We start from the raw sequence: 16,753 nt of genomic DNA, 5'->3' as shown, positions 1-16,753 counted from the left end.
AAGCTGGTGCTCACTACTGCGTCCCCTTGCTCACCCAGAACGTCACATTATCACCCTTCAAGCCGTTTGTGCCAGCTTTAGGTTCTTGCTTCGTTACTGTACCTTTAGCCTGCGTACTGGCTTCGATTAAGAAATTATAATGGAGTTCGGCGGCCAAGGCCATCTGCTCAGCAACCTGTTGCGTTTCACCGACTAGGTTAGGGACGACGGTTTTCTCGGGGGCTTCATTCGTGCTCGTTAGCTTGGCAGTCTCAGTGGGGCTAACGGTCGAAATAGGCGTACTCGTTGGCGTTGGTGAGATGATGACGACGGTTTGTACGACTTTGGGCTCGGGCCACAGCCACCATACGGTGATGATACCTACGACTAGCGCCGATACGGCGCCTAGCGCAATTAGCTTAGCCGAGTGTGTCGAACGGGTAAGGCTCTCATTTTCAAAACGCGAACGAGAGGGTTCTGGCCGAGAATCAGGTATAACTTCATTTACTACCTCTACGATCGGCGCAGCTATCTTCATACTTTTGTTGTTTGGAACGGAAGGTGGTAAGCTCCGCAACCCAAATACGAGCGAAGAGAGCGAGGATTGCCCATGGCAAATAAATTTGATGAGGCGAATTAAGGCCAATTTTTGTTCCATGGTAGCACTTGGGATCGAAGCTCGCTCCAGACTCGTGTGCATAACGTCGAACGTATCAGAAATCGTTTCGCTCCCCGTAAGTAACTGAATCATTAAGCGGCAAAGACCAATGGCTCCTTGCTCCTGGGGCTTATCTTCCTCCCAGTAGTTGATGACAGAAATCTTATTCTGATCGGTTAACCATAAATTATCAGGGCGTACGGAAAAGCCTGTAATCTTTTCCTCCATCGCATCAAGCAAGGAAACACCCAAATCACTCATCATCGTTACGACGGTCTGGAACGTCCATTGGCGCTTGTTGATGTGATTAACGAAAAGCGAACCTGGCTTCGCTTGCAAAATAATGGTGACGGCATCCTCAGCGATAGAAGTATCCAGCATGTGATGAAATCCGTCGTGAATAAACGCGGCTTTATCCTGAAGAGAACCTATGTAATCAACACCTAATTGGTTGTGACGAAGCGCTTTACGATACAGTAGTACTTTGCGAGTCAGAAATACATCATCACCATAATGGAGAGTTCCATGAGGGAAAGAGACGATTTGTGTACTGGGCACGTATCGTGTACCTATTCGATCGGGCATGGATTAACCATCCTCTCTGGCGTGTAGGAGTGCTTTACACATTATTATAAATGATTCGAAAGCAGATAGAAATTTAGGAGTATGGTACCTAAGCTTCTGCACCCTATAGACTTTACTGTACATCTTTTTCCGGCATTTTGGAATCATCTTGTGAAAATTGATGGATGTAATCTATCAGGATTTCTCTATGCTTCAATTGACCTAAATGATATGATAGAAAGATCAGAGAATTTTACAAAAAACACCAAAACGAGGGGGGCTGTGTTGAAAAAGGTCGCAATTTTGGGTGGCGGTGTCGCTGGCTTGAGCGCTGCTCATGAACTTGTTGTAAGAGGCTACGAGGTGTCCGTGTACGAGTTTAAGAGTATACCAGGCGGTAAGGCCAGAAGTATGCCTTTTGTGGGAAGCGGCAGAGGCGGTAGAAGAGATTTGCCAGGCGAGCACGGCTTTCGACTATTTCCACGATTTTATCGTCATGTCATTGATACCTTGAAGCGGATCCCCTATGAGAATGGTTCGGTTTACGATAATTTAACAGAAGTTACGCGTTTAGATATGGCTACCTATACAGCGCCATTATTGCCTTTTTTAGCCGAAATTGAATTCAGCTTGGATAATTTATTAGTGCTAATTAAAGATCTTTTTGATAATGGGTTAGGGTTGACGTTGGATGACATAGAGCAATATGGTCGTAAGCTTTGGCAGGTCATGACAAGCTGCGAGGATCGAATCCGTGAGGAATACAACTTAATCGATTGGTGGGAATTCATTGAAGCTGAGCAACAGTCACCTGCCTTTCAGAAAATTTTCGCAGGATTCACGAAAACGCTGGTTGCCTGTCAGTCCAAGATCGCGAATACGCAAAGCGTAGGACCTGTAGCTGTTCAGATGACATTAGACATAACGACACCAGGCACGAGCTTTGTGTGTCTTCTGAATGGTCCAACGAATGACAAATGGATATACCCGTGGTTATCCTATCTACAGGATCAAGGTCTTGACTATCATTTGGATGCTAAAGTAGAGAGCATTAATTGTGTCGATGGACATATACGAAGTGCGACAATTACAAAGAATAGTGAAACATTTGACATCGAAGCGGATTACTTTATTGCGGCCTTTCCGGTTGAGGTCATGGGGAAAATGATCACGGATGCGATGTTGGAAGCAGATCCGTCACTTCATGGCGTTCAGAAGCTTGTTAACTCTGTTGCTTGGATGAACGGGATTCAGTTCTACTTGAAGGAAGATGTGCCGATTACACATGGCCATGTGATTTATTTAGACGCCCCGTGGTCCTTAACGTCGGTTTCACAGAAGCAATTTTGGCCGGATGTGAATTTGAGCGTATTTGGCGATGGCACAGTAAAAGGCATCCTGTCTGTTGATATCTCGGATTGGGATACGCCTGGCATTCTATTCGGAAAAACGGCGACTCATTGTACCGCAGAAGAAATTAAGGCAGAGGTTTGGGCTCAAATGAAACGAAGCCTTAACGTGGATGGTGCGGTTATTCTGGAGGATTCCGTTCTCCATTCTTGGTTCCTGGATACGGATATTCAATTCGTCAATCCAGAAGGTGCTTGCACGAATATGGAGCCGTTGCTCATAAACCGTGTAGGGACTTGGAATGACCGTCCAGAAGCATTTACCGGCATACCAAATTTATTCCTTGCCGCAGACTACGTTCGGACCAATACGAACCTAGCAACAATGGAAGGTGCGAATGAAGCAGCGCGCCGGGCTGTTAATGCCATTTTGACACGTGATGAATCAGAGGAAGAGCCCTGTAAGATTTGGGAAATGTATACCTTTGAATTGGGGCATTTCGATGTATTGAAAATGTATCATATTCATGATATGAAACGTTTCTCGAAGGGGCTTCCATGGGATGGTATGATGCTCTAATTCCATTTCCAGCAACGAGATTTACTAGGAGGGTACTATGTTAATTTTGCCAGATTATGAGACGTTCAGACAAATCTATCAGGGTGAGCGAACCGTACTGTACCGCGGCATACATAAACCAACAGGCGAGAAGGTGATCATTAAGACGCTGCGCTCTGACTTCCCGATTGCTACAGATGTCGCTAGGTTAAAGCGTGAATATGAAATTGGGAAGATACTTGACATCCCTGGCATTGTTAAGCCTCTTGCGTTGCCGAAGTATCAAAATAGTGTAGCGTTGGTGATGGAGGACTTTGAGGGGGAAACGCTTGCTGCGTACTTTCCGCTGTTTCGACAATCGATTGATGCCTTTCTACAAGCAGCTATCCATTTGGTCAAAATTATTGGCGAGGTTCACCAACGCTATATCATTCATAAGGATATCAAGCCTAGTAATATTATTATGAATCAGCAAAAGCGAATTATGAAACTGGGCGATTTCAGTATTTCTTCGTTTACGAGAGAACGTCAAGAAATGCTTAATCCCTTATTGCTAGAAGGAACCCTCAGTTACATGTCGCCTGAACAGACGGGGCGCATGAACCGGATTATTGACTATCGAACGGATTACTACTCACTTGGGGTCACCTTGTATGAGATGATCACGGGATGTCTGCCATTTCAAACAGAGGAACCGTTAGAACTGCTGCATTGTCATTTTGCCGTCACGCCGACACCACCGGCAAGCTTAAGGATGGGAATTCCGCAGCCGTTGTCTGATATTATCATGAAGCTGCTTTCTAAGGATGCTGAAGACCGTTATCAAAGCGCGTATGGGATCATTCAAGATCTTGAGCAAGTGTTAATGATGGTCAATTCCGATGAAGGTATTCAGGAATTCACAGTGGGTTGTTATGATATGACGGATATGTTTCAGATCCCGCAAGGCTTATATGGTCGCTCGCAAGAGATCACGAGGTTGCTGCGCCGCTATAGTCATGCGGTTCATGGCTCATTAGAGGCAGTCTGGGTCACAGGAGAGTCTGGCTATGGCAAGTCTTTTCTAATTGCTGAAGCGATGAAGACGATTATGAAAGATAACGGCTTGTTTTTATCGGGTCGCTTCGAGCCCAATAAGCAACACATCTCCTATCATGCGATTGCCAAAGCCTTGCAAGAACTCGTTCGGCAGCTACTGACAATGAACGATCAGCAACTTGATGACGATCGCATACGTTTGCTCAAGGTGCTAGGAACGAACGGCAAAGTTTTAACGGATCTTGTGCCAGAACTTGAACTTCTGATTGGGGAACAACTTGCTGCGAAGCAGCTCCCCCCACAAGAAACACAGAATCGATTACATTATTTGCTGCAGCAATTTTTATTGATTTTCTGTGCCAAGGATCGTCCGATTGTCTTATTCATGGATGATTTACAATGGGCGGATACAGCCTCCTTGCAAGTATTGGATCTACTGCTCAACGACTCGCAGTTGAAATATTTCTTGTTTATTGGCTCCTATCGCAGTGAATATGAGAGCAATGGGTTGTCGTCCATGCACGTTCAGTTGCTGAATAAGCTGCCAACGCGACTCTTTGAAGAAAAAATAACACTCCAATCGTTGGAAATTCATGATGTCAAGCAAATGATTGCAGAGTCCTTGAAAACGGGGCAAGAGCAAGTCGTTGACCTGGCTGAGTTAGTTGTGCAAAAAACAGGGGGGAACCCCTTTTTCGTCAAACAATTCCTAACCGCTTTGCACGAACAAAAATTGCTTTCGTTCAATTATGAAGGTAATCGCTGGATTTGGGATATGGTCGAGATTCAAAGGCTGCGAATTACGGATAATTTAATGTTTCTTCTAGCAGAGAAATTAGAGCGCATGCCTTTGAGGACGCAACATGTTTTACGCTTGGCATCATGTTTAGGCGTTTTCTTTGATTTGGAGGCTTTGGGGATTATCATGCGCTGCTCCTTTGTGGATGTGCTGCAGGAGCTTGAAATTTCCATTCAAAGCGGATTAATTATTCCAGTAGGTATGGACTATAAATTTTATACAGAAGGCGATTCTAGTGCACGGGAAATCCGATTTATGTTTGTTCATGACTCCATTCAAGAAGCCATCTATGGTTCCATTGAAAGCGAGAAGCTCACAGAGATGCATTTGAACATCGCCCAATTGCTTCTCTCGGAATTAACGGAAGCTGAAATCGAACGGCGGATTTTTGAAATCGTCAATCATTTGAATATTGGTTCTGACTTGATCACCGAGCGAACCGCTGTTATTCAACTGCTTGAGTATAATCTTAGTGCAGGGCGCAAAGCGAAAGCTTCGAATGCTTACCGATCAGCACTTCAATATTATCATAAAGCACTGCAAGTAGTGAGTCAGATCAAAGGGATGGAATTGGATGAATTAAGCTACACCATTCGATTAGAGAAATCAGAAGTACTCTACTTGAATGGTCAAGCGGATGAAGCTGAGATCTCTTATGAACAACTCCTGAAAGAAGCGACAACCGCGGAGCAGAAGCTGGAATTGTATAACTTACAGGTGGTGCTGTACACCAATATTGGAAAGCAGCATAAAAGCGTCAAGGTCGGCTTGCAAGTGTTGGCGGAGCATGGCATTCGGTTGGTAGAAGCGCCTACGAGCGCTCATATTTTCTTTGCTTACCTAAATGTAAAGCGACTGATTGGGCGAAGAAACACACTTCAGCTCTATGATTTGCCGATCATGGAAGACGCGTATCGCACCAAATTAATGAACCTTATGATGAGTGTCGCCGTATCTGCCTACTTCGTGAATACGAATCTATTTGTACTGTTTATGCTTAACATGACAAAGCTTGCATTGAGATACGGGAACTCACCTGCGATGGCTTATGTGTATGGCGCATATGGCTTAATTCTGGGATCTGGATTCGGCGATTATCAGAGCGGCTATCAATATGGTCAACTGAGCAATCGCATGAATGAAAGATTTCAAGCTCATCAATTTCGTAGTAGAAGCTATTTTTCCTTCGGATTGTTCATAACACCATGGGTAAAACCGCTTCAAAACTGCCTTGTACATTTAAAAGATTCGTTCCGGAGCGGGATTGAAGATGGTGATTTGGTATTTGCGGGATATGCACTGACCTACCAGGTGTTGATCAAAGATTTCCAGGGAGTTACGCTCACGGAAGTGCTCGAAGATTTAACCGAAAACTATCGGATTTTGGAGCAGACGAATCATCATGATACGCTTCTAATGATGGAGCTTCTTCGTATGGTCATTTTTAATGTAGAGGGAAAGACCGTAAATCCATTGTTAATCGGCACTAATGAAGAGGAAGACGAGCAATTTGTTCGCAAACTGGTAAATCATCCGAATCAAGTCATACTACACGTATATACCGTAAAAAAAATGATGTTATATTATTTCTTTGGGTATTACGAGGATGCCATGAGAATGGGGCGAGCAGCTGAGCCGAGGCAAGCGGCTTCATTTGGTTTATTTCATATGCCAGAGAATTATTTCTATTTTGTCTTATCAATTTCGGCCAGATATAGTGACATGTCCATGAGCGAGCAGAAGACTTGTGCGAAGCAAGTGAGGAAAATGCTGCGAAAAATGGATAAGTGGGCTACGCATTGTCCGGAAAACTTTCTTCACCTCAGTCTGCTTATGCATGCAGAATGGCATCGTGTGACGGGTCAAACGCACTTGGCAGAGCAAGGATATGATAACGCAATACGCCAAGCAAGAGATCATGGTTTCATTCATCATGAAGCTATCGCTTGTGAACTCGCTGGAAAATATTATAAGCTGCGTAGACGTGAGAAAATTGCCAAAACGTACCTTGTTGATGCGTACTTCGGCTATGTCAGTTGGGGGGCAACGGCGAAAGCGGAGGATCTGATCAAGCGGTATCCGGGATATTTAATCAGCTTGCTGGAGTCTACAGATGTGGCAGCAACCAAAATCAGTGACTACTCCTTACAAGCCATTGATTTCATGACCATTATGAACACATCCCGTTCACTTTCAAGTGAAGTGAATTTGGAGCAATTGATCAAACGGCTGATGGAAATCGTAACGTATTCTTCTGGTGCGGAGCGGAGCATTCTTGTTCTGAAGGATAAGGAAAGATTGTACGTTGAAGCGGAGATGCTTGCAAGTTCGGGGCGGGATTCCTGTACAGTTAGCTCTGTCTTGCTTGAATCACGTGACAATCTACCCCATACTATCATCCAGTATGTTGCACGTATGAAAGAGGGGGTCGTGTTAGATGATGCAGAAAACGATGGTTTTTTCACAAACGATCCCTATATAAGGCAAGCCGAGAGTAAGTCAATCTTCTGTGAACCGATTCTTCACCAAGGTAACTTAGTTGGCGTCTTTTATCTGGAAAATAATTTGATTCGTAACGCATTTACATCAGATCGTTTAAATGTGATCAAGCTATTATCGGCGCAAGCCGCAATTTCCATTGAGAATGCTAGATTATACAATGATCTCGAATCCAAGGTTAAAGAACGGACGAATGAGTTGATCTTGATGGAGACCTCGCGGCGAGATCTCTTATCGAATATATCCCATGATCTAGGGACGCCACTTACGTCGATACAAGGCTATGTAGAAGCGATTCTGGATGGTGTGATTCAGGAACCAGAGGAGCAAAAGAAATACTTATCCGTGGTGCACATGCGCATCGTCGGTATACAACGATTGATTACGGATTTATATCAGTTGAGCCGACTTGAAACCAAGCAGTTCCATTTCCAGCTTGCACCAACATCGTGTTCGACGATGGTTCGTCAGCTTTTTGACAAGTATGAATTAGATGCGCTAAAAGCGGGAATTACGTATACACTCTGTATGGAGCAGATGGATGGGCAAGAAATGCTAACGGTGGATACGGATCGAATTGAACAGGTCTATTCTAATATTATCTATAATGCCATTAAATTCTCCACAAGCGGCTGTTCCATTGATGTTCGTATTGAAATTAGAGATGAGCCCTATGAACTCGTTATTCGGGTGACCGATACGGGTGTCGGGATCAGCGAAGAGGATCTTCCGCATATTTTTGAACGGTTCTATAAAGTGTCCAAATCGCGCAGCAACTCAGGCGGAAGCGGCTTAGGACTTGCGATTGCGAAAGAAATTGTGCAGTACCATGGCGGGCAAATTTGGGCGGAAAGTCGTCTGGGACATGGGTGCAGCATTTCATTCTCGCTGCCCTTGCACCGCATATAAGTGCTCCTAACCGTACATCTTACTAAGAGATGTGCGGTTTTTTGCTGCAGATATGAGGTGCTATACCCAAGGTGTTTCCAATGCGATTGAATTGGAGTTGTGATATACTACTCTTTTGTAGATATTAGTCATCGAAGGAGTTTACACACATATGCAATCATTTATTCAGTATAATCCAACGAAATTATGGTTTGGCGAAGGTCAGATCAAGCAATTGCAACAGGAACTTGGCCATACTGGTAAACGTGTACTACTCGTTTATGGTGGAGGTAGCATCCGGAAAAATGGTGTTTACGATGCTGTGCGGGAGCAGCTTCTAGATATGCAAACGACTGTCGTTGAGATGTCAGGCGTGGAGCCTAACCCCAGGTTGACGACAGTTAAGAAGGGGATTGAGCTGTGCCGGAGCGAGCAAATCGATCTCATCCTTGCTGTAGGTGGAGGAAGCGTCATTGATTGTGCTAAAGCAATTTCTGTAGGTGTTTATTATGAAGGGGATGTGTGGGACATCATCACAAGGAAAGCTGAGCCGCAAAAGGCGCTTCCACTAGGGACAGTCTTAACGCTTGCCGCGACGGGCTCGGAGATGAATAACATCTCTGTCATTACGAATTGGGATCGCAATGAGAAGCGCGGCTGGAGTAGTCCATTGGCTTATCCGGCTTTTTCTATTTTGGACCCTGCTTACACGACATCCGTACCCCTGGATCAGACCGTATACGGAATTGTGGATATGATGTCACATGTGCTTGAGCAGTATTTCCATCGGACCGACCATACCCCGATGATGGATCGCTTCATGGAAGCCGTCCTTCTGACTGTTATGGAAACTGCCCCGAAACTATTGTCAAATCTGCAGGATGTCGAGCATCGTGCTACGATTATGTATGCTGGTACAACCGTTTTTAATGGTTTACTCTCATGTGGGACAGACGGAGGGGACTGGGCGTCACATCAAATCGAGCATGGCTTATCCGCCTTATACGATATCCCTCACGGGGGTGGTCTTGCCATCGTGTTTCCTAACTGGATGACACATTGTGCTGAGGATGATCCTTCACGCATGAAGAAGCTGGCCATGGCGGTTTTCAGCATTGATGCTTCTGGCAAAACGGATCATGAAGTTGCCTTAGAAGGCATACATGCACTGCGTCAATTCTGGGATTCACTTGGAGCGCCGAATCAACTAGGGTATTACGGGATTGATGATCAGCGGATCGAGGAATTGGTGCATAAATCATTTATGAAGCCAAGCATTGGGCAATATAAAGTTATGACAAGGGACACCGTCAGAGACATTCTGATGAGGTCGTTAGCATGAAATACTATATATACGTACTAGCTGGAGCCATCAGCTTCGGGCTGTTATCGACATTCGTCAAGAAGGCCTATGAGTCTGGCTTTCAAGTAGGCGAGGTGGTTGGCAGTCAAATCTTTTTTGGTCTAATCATGATGTGGCTAATGGCGTTTGTGACAGCCAAATCAGCTAGACTAGGCTCAGCGGAAGCCAAAACGTTTCGGGTGTCACCTCGTCAAGGACTCACGCTCATGTTAGTGGGAACAAGCTCAGGTTTAACCGGGATATTTTATTATGCGGCTTTGCAATATGTGTCTGCCTCCTTTGCCATTCTCTTGTTGTTTCAATTTACGTGGATCGGAATCATTCTGGAGGCCCTAATAGATCGGAAACGTCCCAGCAAGGATAAACTCATCGCACTTATTTTCTTATTTGTCGGAATTATTATGGCAAGTGGTTATCTAAAAGGCATGGTAGAAGCGCCCTCGTGGCTTGGTGTAGGCTTGGGGTTATTATCGGCACTAACGTATGCGTTGTTTATTGCCATGAGTGGTAAGGTTGCCAAGCAAATTGCGCCCATCACGCGAGGCGCTGTGATGCAAACTGGCTCGTTCATCATCGTCATGCTGATCTTCCCACCTCACTTTCTTTGGAACGGATCATTGCATGAATCGTTATTGCCGTGGGCCTTGCTGCTAGCCTTGTTCGGCGTCGTGATCCCTCCGTTGTTTTTCGCAATTGGTGTTCCGCGAATTGGCGGTGGCATGGCAACGATCATGAGTGCGGCTGAGCTGCCGACTGCAGTGATTATGTCCTTTATCGTGCTGCATGAGTCTGTAAGTGGACTGCAGTGGTTAGGCGTAATCATTACGATGCTAGGTATTGCATTACCTGAGTTATTGAAACGAAGAGAACGCGTTCATCGTCTTCAAACGGAATGAAATAAGGTGGATCTCCTAGTGAGTAGGGGATCCGCCTTATTTTTTCTACATGGAAAAAGGCCAATTGGCCTTTGATGATCTAGGGCTATACAATAGCGAGTTGTTTCATTTCCAGCTTCACAGTTGTTAAGTGTGTAAGCTCTGGAAGGGCGTAGTATTCGGCTAATCGGCGAAGTCGCATATAAATGGTTCGTAGAATGACAGAATCCAATTCTGTAATCATCGCTCGATTTGCGATGTAGTCGGACATGCTCATTTTGATCAGGAAAGGACTATTTCTTAGATCGGAATATTTCCTTGGCTTTTGCGGGTCGCCCATCGTCAAATATTTGGATTGCTTCAACGCGGCCTGAAACCGTTCAACACAGATTTTGGAGACTTGGATGTACCTTTTGCCCCCCATGGAATCAGACACGGTAAGTATTTGTTTTTTTTCATCTAAGGAATTACTTTTTAAATAAACAATTTCGTGCGGAGCGACACCCTCAATAAGCAGACGAATAATGATGGCATCTTGTGGATTGATACATTGTGTCTCGATAAACTGAATTTTCTCTAGAGTAAGAATACGAAATCAACATCCCTTCAAGTTTGAACTTAGTTTTCTGCAAAAATTACATTTGGTTTTCAGAAACAAGCAACTATACATGATATGAGATGGGTGGAGTAAATATACCTGGAAATTTGGTATGAGGTAACTATAGCTGAAAGATTAACTAGGAACAATGAGGGGAAAGCCCTAAATAATGTTAGTCTAATTTCGACAAATTTGCATGCATAGACAAGCTAAATATCGACATTCTGCCTTAAGTATGGGATTATGAGGAGAAGAGTTTGGTATCTATTACGCAGGGAGTGAAAGGCATGTCACGCAAGTGGGAAAGAATGGTAAGTAAGAATGCGAAAAAGGCAAACCTGACCCGTGCCAAGCAAGGAAAGGCGCCGATTTCAACAGATCCGGATCGTCCGGTCGTATTTAAAGGAAGAAGCATCTTGTTAGCCGCGTTTTTCATCGTGGTCTCGCTCTTCTTGTTGTTTACGTTGACGAAGACCGAAGGGGACAAAATGTACTGGTATACAACGCTTAGCTATTTGGTTGTTGGTGTACTTATTTATTTTGTGCGGAGACCGTACTTGCGTGTGTCCAAAACGAATCTCGCGAAGAGAGGGCTAGCCAGAGAATTAGTGCTTGGTGCGGAAAATATTAAAGAGATTGTACACGCGCCAGGTCAAATCATCATTGAGCTTACCGGTAAGTCTCCGCGTTGGGTATATAACAAGACCTTAAACCGCTTTGATATCGCGGCAATGGCGACCAAGTTGAAGAAATTCGCCGATCAGAATGGAATCGCGTTTGTAGATAAAACGGTATAAGAATCAAAGAGAGTAGCCTCCAATTCCACTTGCTGTGGGGTTGGGGGCTTTTTTGATGGTGGCAACGAGGGAGTGGTACCAAGAGCGAAGTTACTCGAAAAAACTCGAGTAACTCGAGCGAAGCAGTTGCCCCGATGCTAAAACAAGCCTGAGCTTTGGATCGCTGAATAAAATTGGTTGAACTCCTCAATCGTCAGCTGCTGCTGTGCATCAGAAAGGGCGGTAGCTGGATTCGGGTGGACCTCGACCATAATCCCATCCGCTCCTGCGGCCAAAGCGGCCTTGGCGCAAGGGGCGAAGATATCCTTGCGTCCCGTGGAATGGGTAACATCGACGAGAACAGGCAAGTGGCTCTCTTGCTTCAGTATCGGAACAGCAGAGATATCGAGTGTATTTCGCGTTGCTCGCTCATAGGTTCGGATGCCGCGTTCAATCAACATAACTTGCTTGTTGCCACGTGAGAGGATGTACTCGGCAGCATGGAGGAATTCATCGATCGTAGCGGATAAGCCGCGCTTCAATAGGATCGGAATACGAACCTCGCCCGCCGCTTTAAGTAGTTCGAAATTGTGCATATTTCTTGCGCCAATTTGGATCACATCGATGTACTGACCTGCAATTTCAATATGTGCGGGATCCACGATTTCACTGATCGTCTGGAGTCCAAACTCAGCGGCAACTTCTTTGAGGATTTGTAAACCTTCCAGGCCTAAACCTTGAAAATCATATGGTGATGTTCGAGGCTTGAAGGCGCCGCCGCGCAGCACAGTCACGCCAGCGCTTTTCAAAGCGGCAGCTACCATACGGACTTGCGCGTAGCTTTCGACGGAGCAGGGGCCTGCGATCATGATCGGTTTAGGTCCGCCGATGGCAGCAGGACCTAGCTGGATGATGGTATCTGCTTGCTGCCTCTTTCGACTAACAAGAAGTTGCTTCTTATGATCCGTTTCTTGTAAGGTGAGCGAAGCTTGGAAAATTTGTTTGAAAAGGTGACGAATCGTATCGTCATCGAAAGGACCTGCATTACGTGCAACCAATGACTCTAGCATACTTTTCTCGCGAAGCGGGTCATACTTCGGCACGCCTTGCTTTTCCTTCTCCAAGCCGATTTCTTGGACTGTATGTGCTCTTTCGGAGAGCAACGCCAAGAGTCCTTGGTTTATTTCATCGATTCGACCCCTTAATATATCTAACCTCGTGGTTTCCATCCCTTTACACCCTTTCGTACTTCGTTGATAAAATAGCAAATAGCCCCCAGTCGCAACGGACGAGGAGTCGTGGTACCACCCTTATTAGAAGTAATCTCTCCAGAGGGAAAGATCAGCTTCACACTTTCAGCCCCGCTTTGAAGTATGTTCGCTTTCACTAAGATATGCGGCAAGTGGAGAATCTGCTTATGAGAATCCAACTTTTTTTGCGTGGAGACGTGTTGTAGTCATTTTTCTGCTAGATTCGGAATAGTAGTTTAGGAGGGAGAAGAAGGGGGAATACGCGATGCTCACATTAAAATCATGGACGGGCTTATTTCAGAGGGGGGCAACGGATATCTATCACACGGTTAAAGTTCGTGCACCACGTGACTATTTTAACCGAGCGGATGCTTTCTTGGAGGATATTGTGTACACATCGCAAGAGGAGCTAAGCGGGGTCAATAAAACCTTTCTCGTTAAGCTATTATTTGATAATTTTATGGATCACGTCCGCAAAGGTAAGGATCTATATACATACATTTTGCAGCTTCGGAGTAAATTTGGGGGCATTGTTGCTAGCACAAACACGAACGACCACCAAGCCGCTGGAAGTGTACCTGGCTTTCAATGGGGGCTATCCTTTCAGGAAGGGCAGGCAGAGAGGGCTGCTTATCTAACCCTTAACGTCAGATTACACCCAGCCGAGGTTAATCGGATGCGTGTATTTTTCGATGATATGAATTGGAAGCATCATCACCCTCTGAATATGGAGATGAACGAGCTCTTATCGCTGCTTTTTATTGAATTTATAACAGAACTTCGGAATGGGTTGACGGAGGAGACGAAGGAAGAGATCATTGCGGCTATTGTTCACCAATGGGAAGAACAATAGCCTGCTTTCTCATGATTTTGGCTGTGTCGACGAACGAACGATCAGTTCAGAGGGGAGAATGATCCTGCGTGACTCATTGCTAGACTCACCTTCTATGCGTTCTATCAGGAGCTGCATCCCAAGCTGGCCAAATTGATAGGCGGGTTGGGATGCCACTGTGAGGAAATGATTGATCGCACCTGCGGGACCGAAGTCGTCGAAGCAGACGACAGACATGTCTTCGGGCACCTGTAAGCCACGTTGGCGCAGCGATTGGATAACGCCGACGGCCAGCATATTATTGGCTGCAAAAATGGCGGTAGGCGGTTCATCCAGATGGAGCAGCTCATCAAGGGCAGAATCATCGTGGAAATCACGATAACCCACATGTAATACAAGTGAATCATCAAGGGTCAAGCCATTAAGACGATGTGCCTCGTTATAACCTGTATATCGCAGACGAGCGGTTGAAACGTCCTGTGTACCATTCACTAAGGCGATTCGGTGATGCCCGAGTGCGATCAAATGCTCCACTAGATTCCGAGCACCTTCCTTGCTATCACCAAGCACGAGATCCGCATCAATCCCCGGAATTTCACGGTCCAAGACAACAAAGGGAATCTGATACTTCTCCAGCTGCTGCAAGTTTTCGAGGGAATGATCCCCGGCAGGTGCGAACAATACGCCATCCACACGCGTGGAGAGAATCATATCGACGTAATCCTTTTCTTTCGCGTAGTCCTCATCACTATTGGCAAAAAGCAAGCGATAGCCCGCCTTTTTCGCTGCATCCTCAGCACCTCGGGCGAGTGTTGTATAGAACGGATTCGTAATATCCGTTATGAGTAAGGAAATGAGATTCGTCTTATGGGACACTAAACTGCGTGCTAATGCGTTCGGAATGTAGTGGAGCTCTTCCATGACTTTCCGTACACGTTTGCGCGTCTCTTCGCTGATACGGCCCGTGTTATTGATCACTCGGGAAACCGTCATAGCGGAAACACCGGCCTTTTCAGCGATGTCATAGATTGTTATCACGTGTTAATCTCCTTTACCAGCGTAATATCGTCTATTTTGTATTGTATAGAAATAAAGGATTGACAGCAAGACATAAAATTGTTAATTTTGAGTTATCGGTAACGCAAAACTAAGAAGGAGATGTTGATGATGTTAAAAGGGATACCTTCGATCCTTTCGCCCGAGCTTCTCAAAGTGTTGATGGAGATGGGACATGGGGATGAAATCATTCTGGCAGATGGGAATTTCCCGGCAGCCAGTCATACCAACCGACTATTACGTTGTGATGGTCATGGCGTACCGGAATTGTTGAAAGCGGTATTATCCCTGTATCCACTTGATACGTACAGCGATCAGCCGGTTGCGCTCATGGCTGTCGTTCCTGGTGATCCTGTTGAAACACCGATCTGGGGAGAATATGAGGGGATCATTCGTGAACATGCCACACCGGCCATCGAGTATGTAGAGCGATTCGCTTTTTATGAGCGAGCAAAGAAAGCGTATGCCATTGTTGCGACGAGTGAGAAGGCGTTGTACGCCAATATTATTTTAAGAAAAGGCGTAATTTAGTCATATTTGGATTATCGCTAACTCTGTTGGATGAATGACCTATTATAGATGTAAGTGCAGATTATTTTATTAAAAACCTAATTAATACTCAATAAGAAGCGAGGTTACTTTATGTCAAATGCATCCCTTTACTCGAATCGACCAATTGGTAGAACTGGCCTGCTTGTCTCTCCGCTTTGTGTTGGTGGAGCTCCACTCGGTGATATGCCGGAAACCTTTAATTATAGTGCACCAGAAGAAACTGCGCTAGAAACGATTCGCGCTGCCTTCGCAAGCCCGATTAATTTCCTCGATACTGCTGCGGCCTATGGTGAAGGCGAGAGTGAGCGCCGCATTGGCAAGGTCATTAAAGAGAACGGCGGACTCCCATCGGGTTTTGTGCTCGCCACCAAAGCAGACCGGTGTTTACGGACGGGCGACTTCAGCGGGGATCAAATAAAACGATCCATTGAAGGAAGTCTAATCCGGTTAGGGCAAGATCGTCTGCAATATGTCTATATCCATGACCCGGAACATTCCACCTTTGAAAATGTTATGGGATCAGGTGGTCCTCTTGAGGTGCTGAAAGATTTCAAGGATCAGGGAGTCATCGATCACATTGGAATATCTGGTGGGCCTATTGACATGCTTATCCGTTATGTGAAGACAGGGGAGTTTAGCGCCGTTGAGACCCATAACCGCTATACCCTGCTCAATCGATCAGCTGAGCCTTTGCTTGATATCGCCAATCAATTGGGAGTTGCCGTAATTAATGCAGCACCTTATGGCAGCGGGATATTGGCAAAAGGTCCAGATGCCTACGCACGTTACGCGTATAGTGATGCACCTCCTTTGTTGCTTGAACGTGCACGATCCTTAATGAAAGTCTGCCAGGCATGGAATGTACCTCTAGCCGCCGCTGCACTCCAATTCTCCATGCGTGACTCCCGCGTCGCGAGTACTGTTGTTGGCATGAGCAAGCCGGAACGAGTGGCACAGACGTTGGAGCTTGCCAATTATCCAATTCCTTCAGAGCTTTGGCCTGCACTGGACGACATTGGCTATTCTACTGTAGATCCCGATTCAGATAGATTTTCATAAAACTTAATGTTACTCTCTTCTGACGATAAGTATTTCATGAGTAGTTTTCAAAAAGGAGA

At 45.4% G+C, this 16,753-nt stretch carries 12 protein-coding genes and 1 pseudogene; 9 read left to right on the top strand and 4 right to left on the bottom strand.

The features are described 5' to 3' along the window. Positions 1-13: 13 nt before the first annotated feature. Positions 14-1,222: a PASTA domain-containing protein gene (locus tag AC58PQ_RS10840; protein ID WP_497241939.1), complete on the bottom strand. Its 1,209-nt coding sequence runs from the start codon at positions 1,220-1,222 to the stop codon at positions 14-16. 261 nt (positions 1,223-1,483) lie between these two features. On the opposite strand from AC58PQ_RS10840, the gene AC58PQ_RS10835 reads away from it, so the two are divergent. The 5 genes and pseudogenes from AC58PQ_RS10835 (at position 1,484) to AC58PQ_RS10815 (ending at position 10,592) form a co-directional block, all read left to right on the top strand. Beyond that, the gene (locus AC58PQ_RS10835) at positions 1,484-3,130 is read left to right on the top strand and encodes a hydroxysqualene dehydroxylase (protein ID WP_497241938.1); all 1,647 of its coding nucleotides are present in this window, start codon (positions 1,484-1,486) and stop codon (positions 3,128-3,130) included. A gap of 37 nt (positions 3,131-3,167) precedes the next feature. Continuing rightward, positions 3,168-7,850: pseudogene (locus tag AC58PQ_RS10830) on the top strand (ATP-binding protein); the annotation flags it as partial. Positions 7,851-7,904: 54 nt separating this feature from the next. Next, positions 7,905-8,354: a sensor histidine kinase gene (locus AC58PQ_RS10825; protein ID WP_497241978.1), complete on the top strand. Its 450-nt coding sequence runs from the start codon at positions 7,905-7,907 to the stop codon at positions 8,352-8,354. 151 nt (positions 8,355-8,505) lie between these two features. Then, positions 8,506-9,675: an iron-containing alcohol dehydrogenase gene (locus AC58PQ_RS10820; RefSeq protein ID WP_497241937.1), complete on the top strand. Its 1,170-nt coding sequence runs from the start codon at positions 8,506-8,508 to the stop codon at positions 9,673-9,675. Then, positions 9,672-10,592: an EamA family transporter gene (locus tag AC58PQ_RS10815; RefSeq protein ID WP_497241936.1), complete on the top strand. Its 921-nt coding sequence runs from the start codon at positions 9,672-9,674 to the stop codon at positions 10,590-10,592. The genes AC58PQ_RS10820 and AC58PQ_RS10815 overlap by 4 nt, the downstream gene beginning before the upstream one ends. 85 nt (positions 10,593-10,677) lie before the next feature. On the opposite strand, the gene AC58PQ_RS10810 is transcribed toward AC58PQ_RS10815, so the two are convergent. Beyond that, complete coding sequence (locus AC58PQ_RS10810) at positions 10,678-11,160, bottom strand: phage lytic cycle repressor MrpR family protein (RefSeq protein WP_497241977.1); 483 nt, start codon at positions 11,158-11,160, stop codon at positions 10,678-10,680. 296 nt (positions 11,161-11,456) lie between these two features. Between AC58PQ_RS10810 and AC58PQ_RS10805 the strand changes: the two genes are divergently transcribed. Continuing rightward, entirely contained in the window at positions 11,457-11,966 is a 510-nt protein-coding gene (locus AC58PQ_RS10805; RefSeq protein WP_497241935.1) for a hypothetical protein, read from the top strand. A 137-nt stretch (positions 11,967-12,103) separates the two neighbouring features. Here AC58PQ_RS10805 and AC58PQ_RS10800 read toward each other — a convergent pair whose 3' ends face one another. Further along, complete coding sequence (locus AC58PQ_RS10800; RefSeq protein ID WP_497241934.1) at positions 12,104-13,174, bottom strand: bifunctional 3-deoxy-7-phosphoheptulonate synthase/chorismate mutase; 1,071 nt, start codon at positions 13,172-13,174, stop codon at positions 12,104-12,106. A gap of 286 nt (positions 13,175-13,460) precedes the next feature. Here AC58PQ_RS10800 and AC58PQ_RS10795 point away from each other — a divergent pair, with 286 nt between their 5' ends. Next, positions 13,461-14,048 (top strand): hypothetical protein, encoded by a 588-nt coding sequence (locus AC58PQ_RS10795; protein WP_497241933.1) that lies wholly within the window; start codon positions 13,461-13,463, stop codon positions 14,046-14,048. 9 nt (positions 14,049-14,057) lie between these two features. On the opposite strand, the gene AC58PQ_RS10790 is transcribed toward AC58PQ_RS10795, so the two are convergent. Further along, entirely contained in the window at positions 14,058-15,065 is a 1,008-nt protein-coding gene (locus AC58PQ_RS10790; RefSeq protein WP_497241932.1) for a LacI family DNA-binding transcriptional regulator, read from the bottom strand. Positions 15,066-15,194: 129 nt separating this feature from the next. On the opposite strand from AC58PQ_RS10790, the gene fucU reads away from it, so the two are divergent. Then, positions 15,195-15,614 carry an L-fucose mutarotase gene (gene fucU / locus AC58PQ_RS10785; RefSeq protein WP_497241931.1) on the top strand — a complete coding sequence of 140 codons (420 nt, stop codon included), beginning with the start codon at positions 15,195-15,197 and terminating at the stop codon, positions 15,612-15,614. A 111-nt stretch (positions 15,615-15,725) separates the two neighbouring features. After that, positions 15,726-16,694, top strand: a complete 969-nt coding sequence (locus AC58PQ_RS10780) for an aldo/keto reductase (protein ID WP_497241930.1) — start codon at positions 15,726-15,728, stop codon at positions 16,692-16,694. The last annotated feature ends 59 nt before the right edge of the window (positions 16,695-16,753 follow it).

This window comes from Paenibacillus sp. J22P143, from assembly GCF_059692035.1.
Note: the sequence above shows the minus strand (reverse complement) of the source record. Positions and strands in the feature narration are given on the sequence as shown.

What these genes read in the sequence shown, in the direction of transcription:
- AC58PQ_RS10800 (WP_497241934.1), bottom strand. Translation starts at nt 13,174, where the DNA reads ATGGAAACCACGAGGTTAGATATATTAAGGGGTCGAATCGATGAAATA.
- AC58PQ_RS10825 (WP_497241978.1), top strand. Translation starts at nt 7,905, where the DNA reads ATGGTTCGTCAGCTTTTTGACAAGTATGAATTAGATGCGCTAAAAGCG.
- AC58PQ_RS10820 (WP_497241937.1), top strand. Translation starts at nt 8,506, where the DNA reads ATGCAATCATTTATTCAGTATAATCCAACGAAATTATGGTTTGGCGAA.
- AC58PQ_RS10805 (WP_497241935.1), top strand. Translation starts at nt 11,457, where the DNA reads ATGTCACGCAAGTGGGAAAGAATGGTAAGTAAGAATGCGAAAAAGGCA.
- AC58PQ_RS10795 (WP_497241933.1), top strand. Translation starts at nt 13,461, where the DNA reads ATGCTCACATTAAAATCATGGACGGGCTTATTTCAGAGGGGGGCAACG.
- AC58PQ_RS10780 (WP_497241930.1), top strand. Translation starts at nt 15,726, where the DNA reads ATGTCAAATGCATCCCTTTACTCGAATCGACCAATTGGTAGAACTGGC.
- fucU (WP_497241931.1), top strand. Translation starts at nt 15,195, where the DNA reads ATGTTAAAAGGGATACCTTCGATCCTTTCGCCCGAGCTTCTCAAAGTG.
- AC58PQ_RS10840 (WP_497241939.1), bottom strand. Translation starts at nt 1,222, where the DNA reads ATGCCCGATCGAATAGGTACACGATACGTGCCCAGTACACAAATCGTC.
- AC58PQ_RS10815 (WP_497241936.1), top strand. Translation starts at nt 9,672, where the DNA reads ATGAAATACTATATATACGTACTAGCTGGAGCCATCAGCTTCGGGCTG.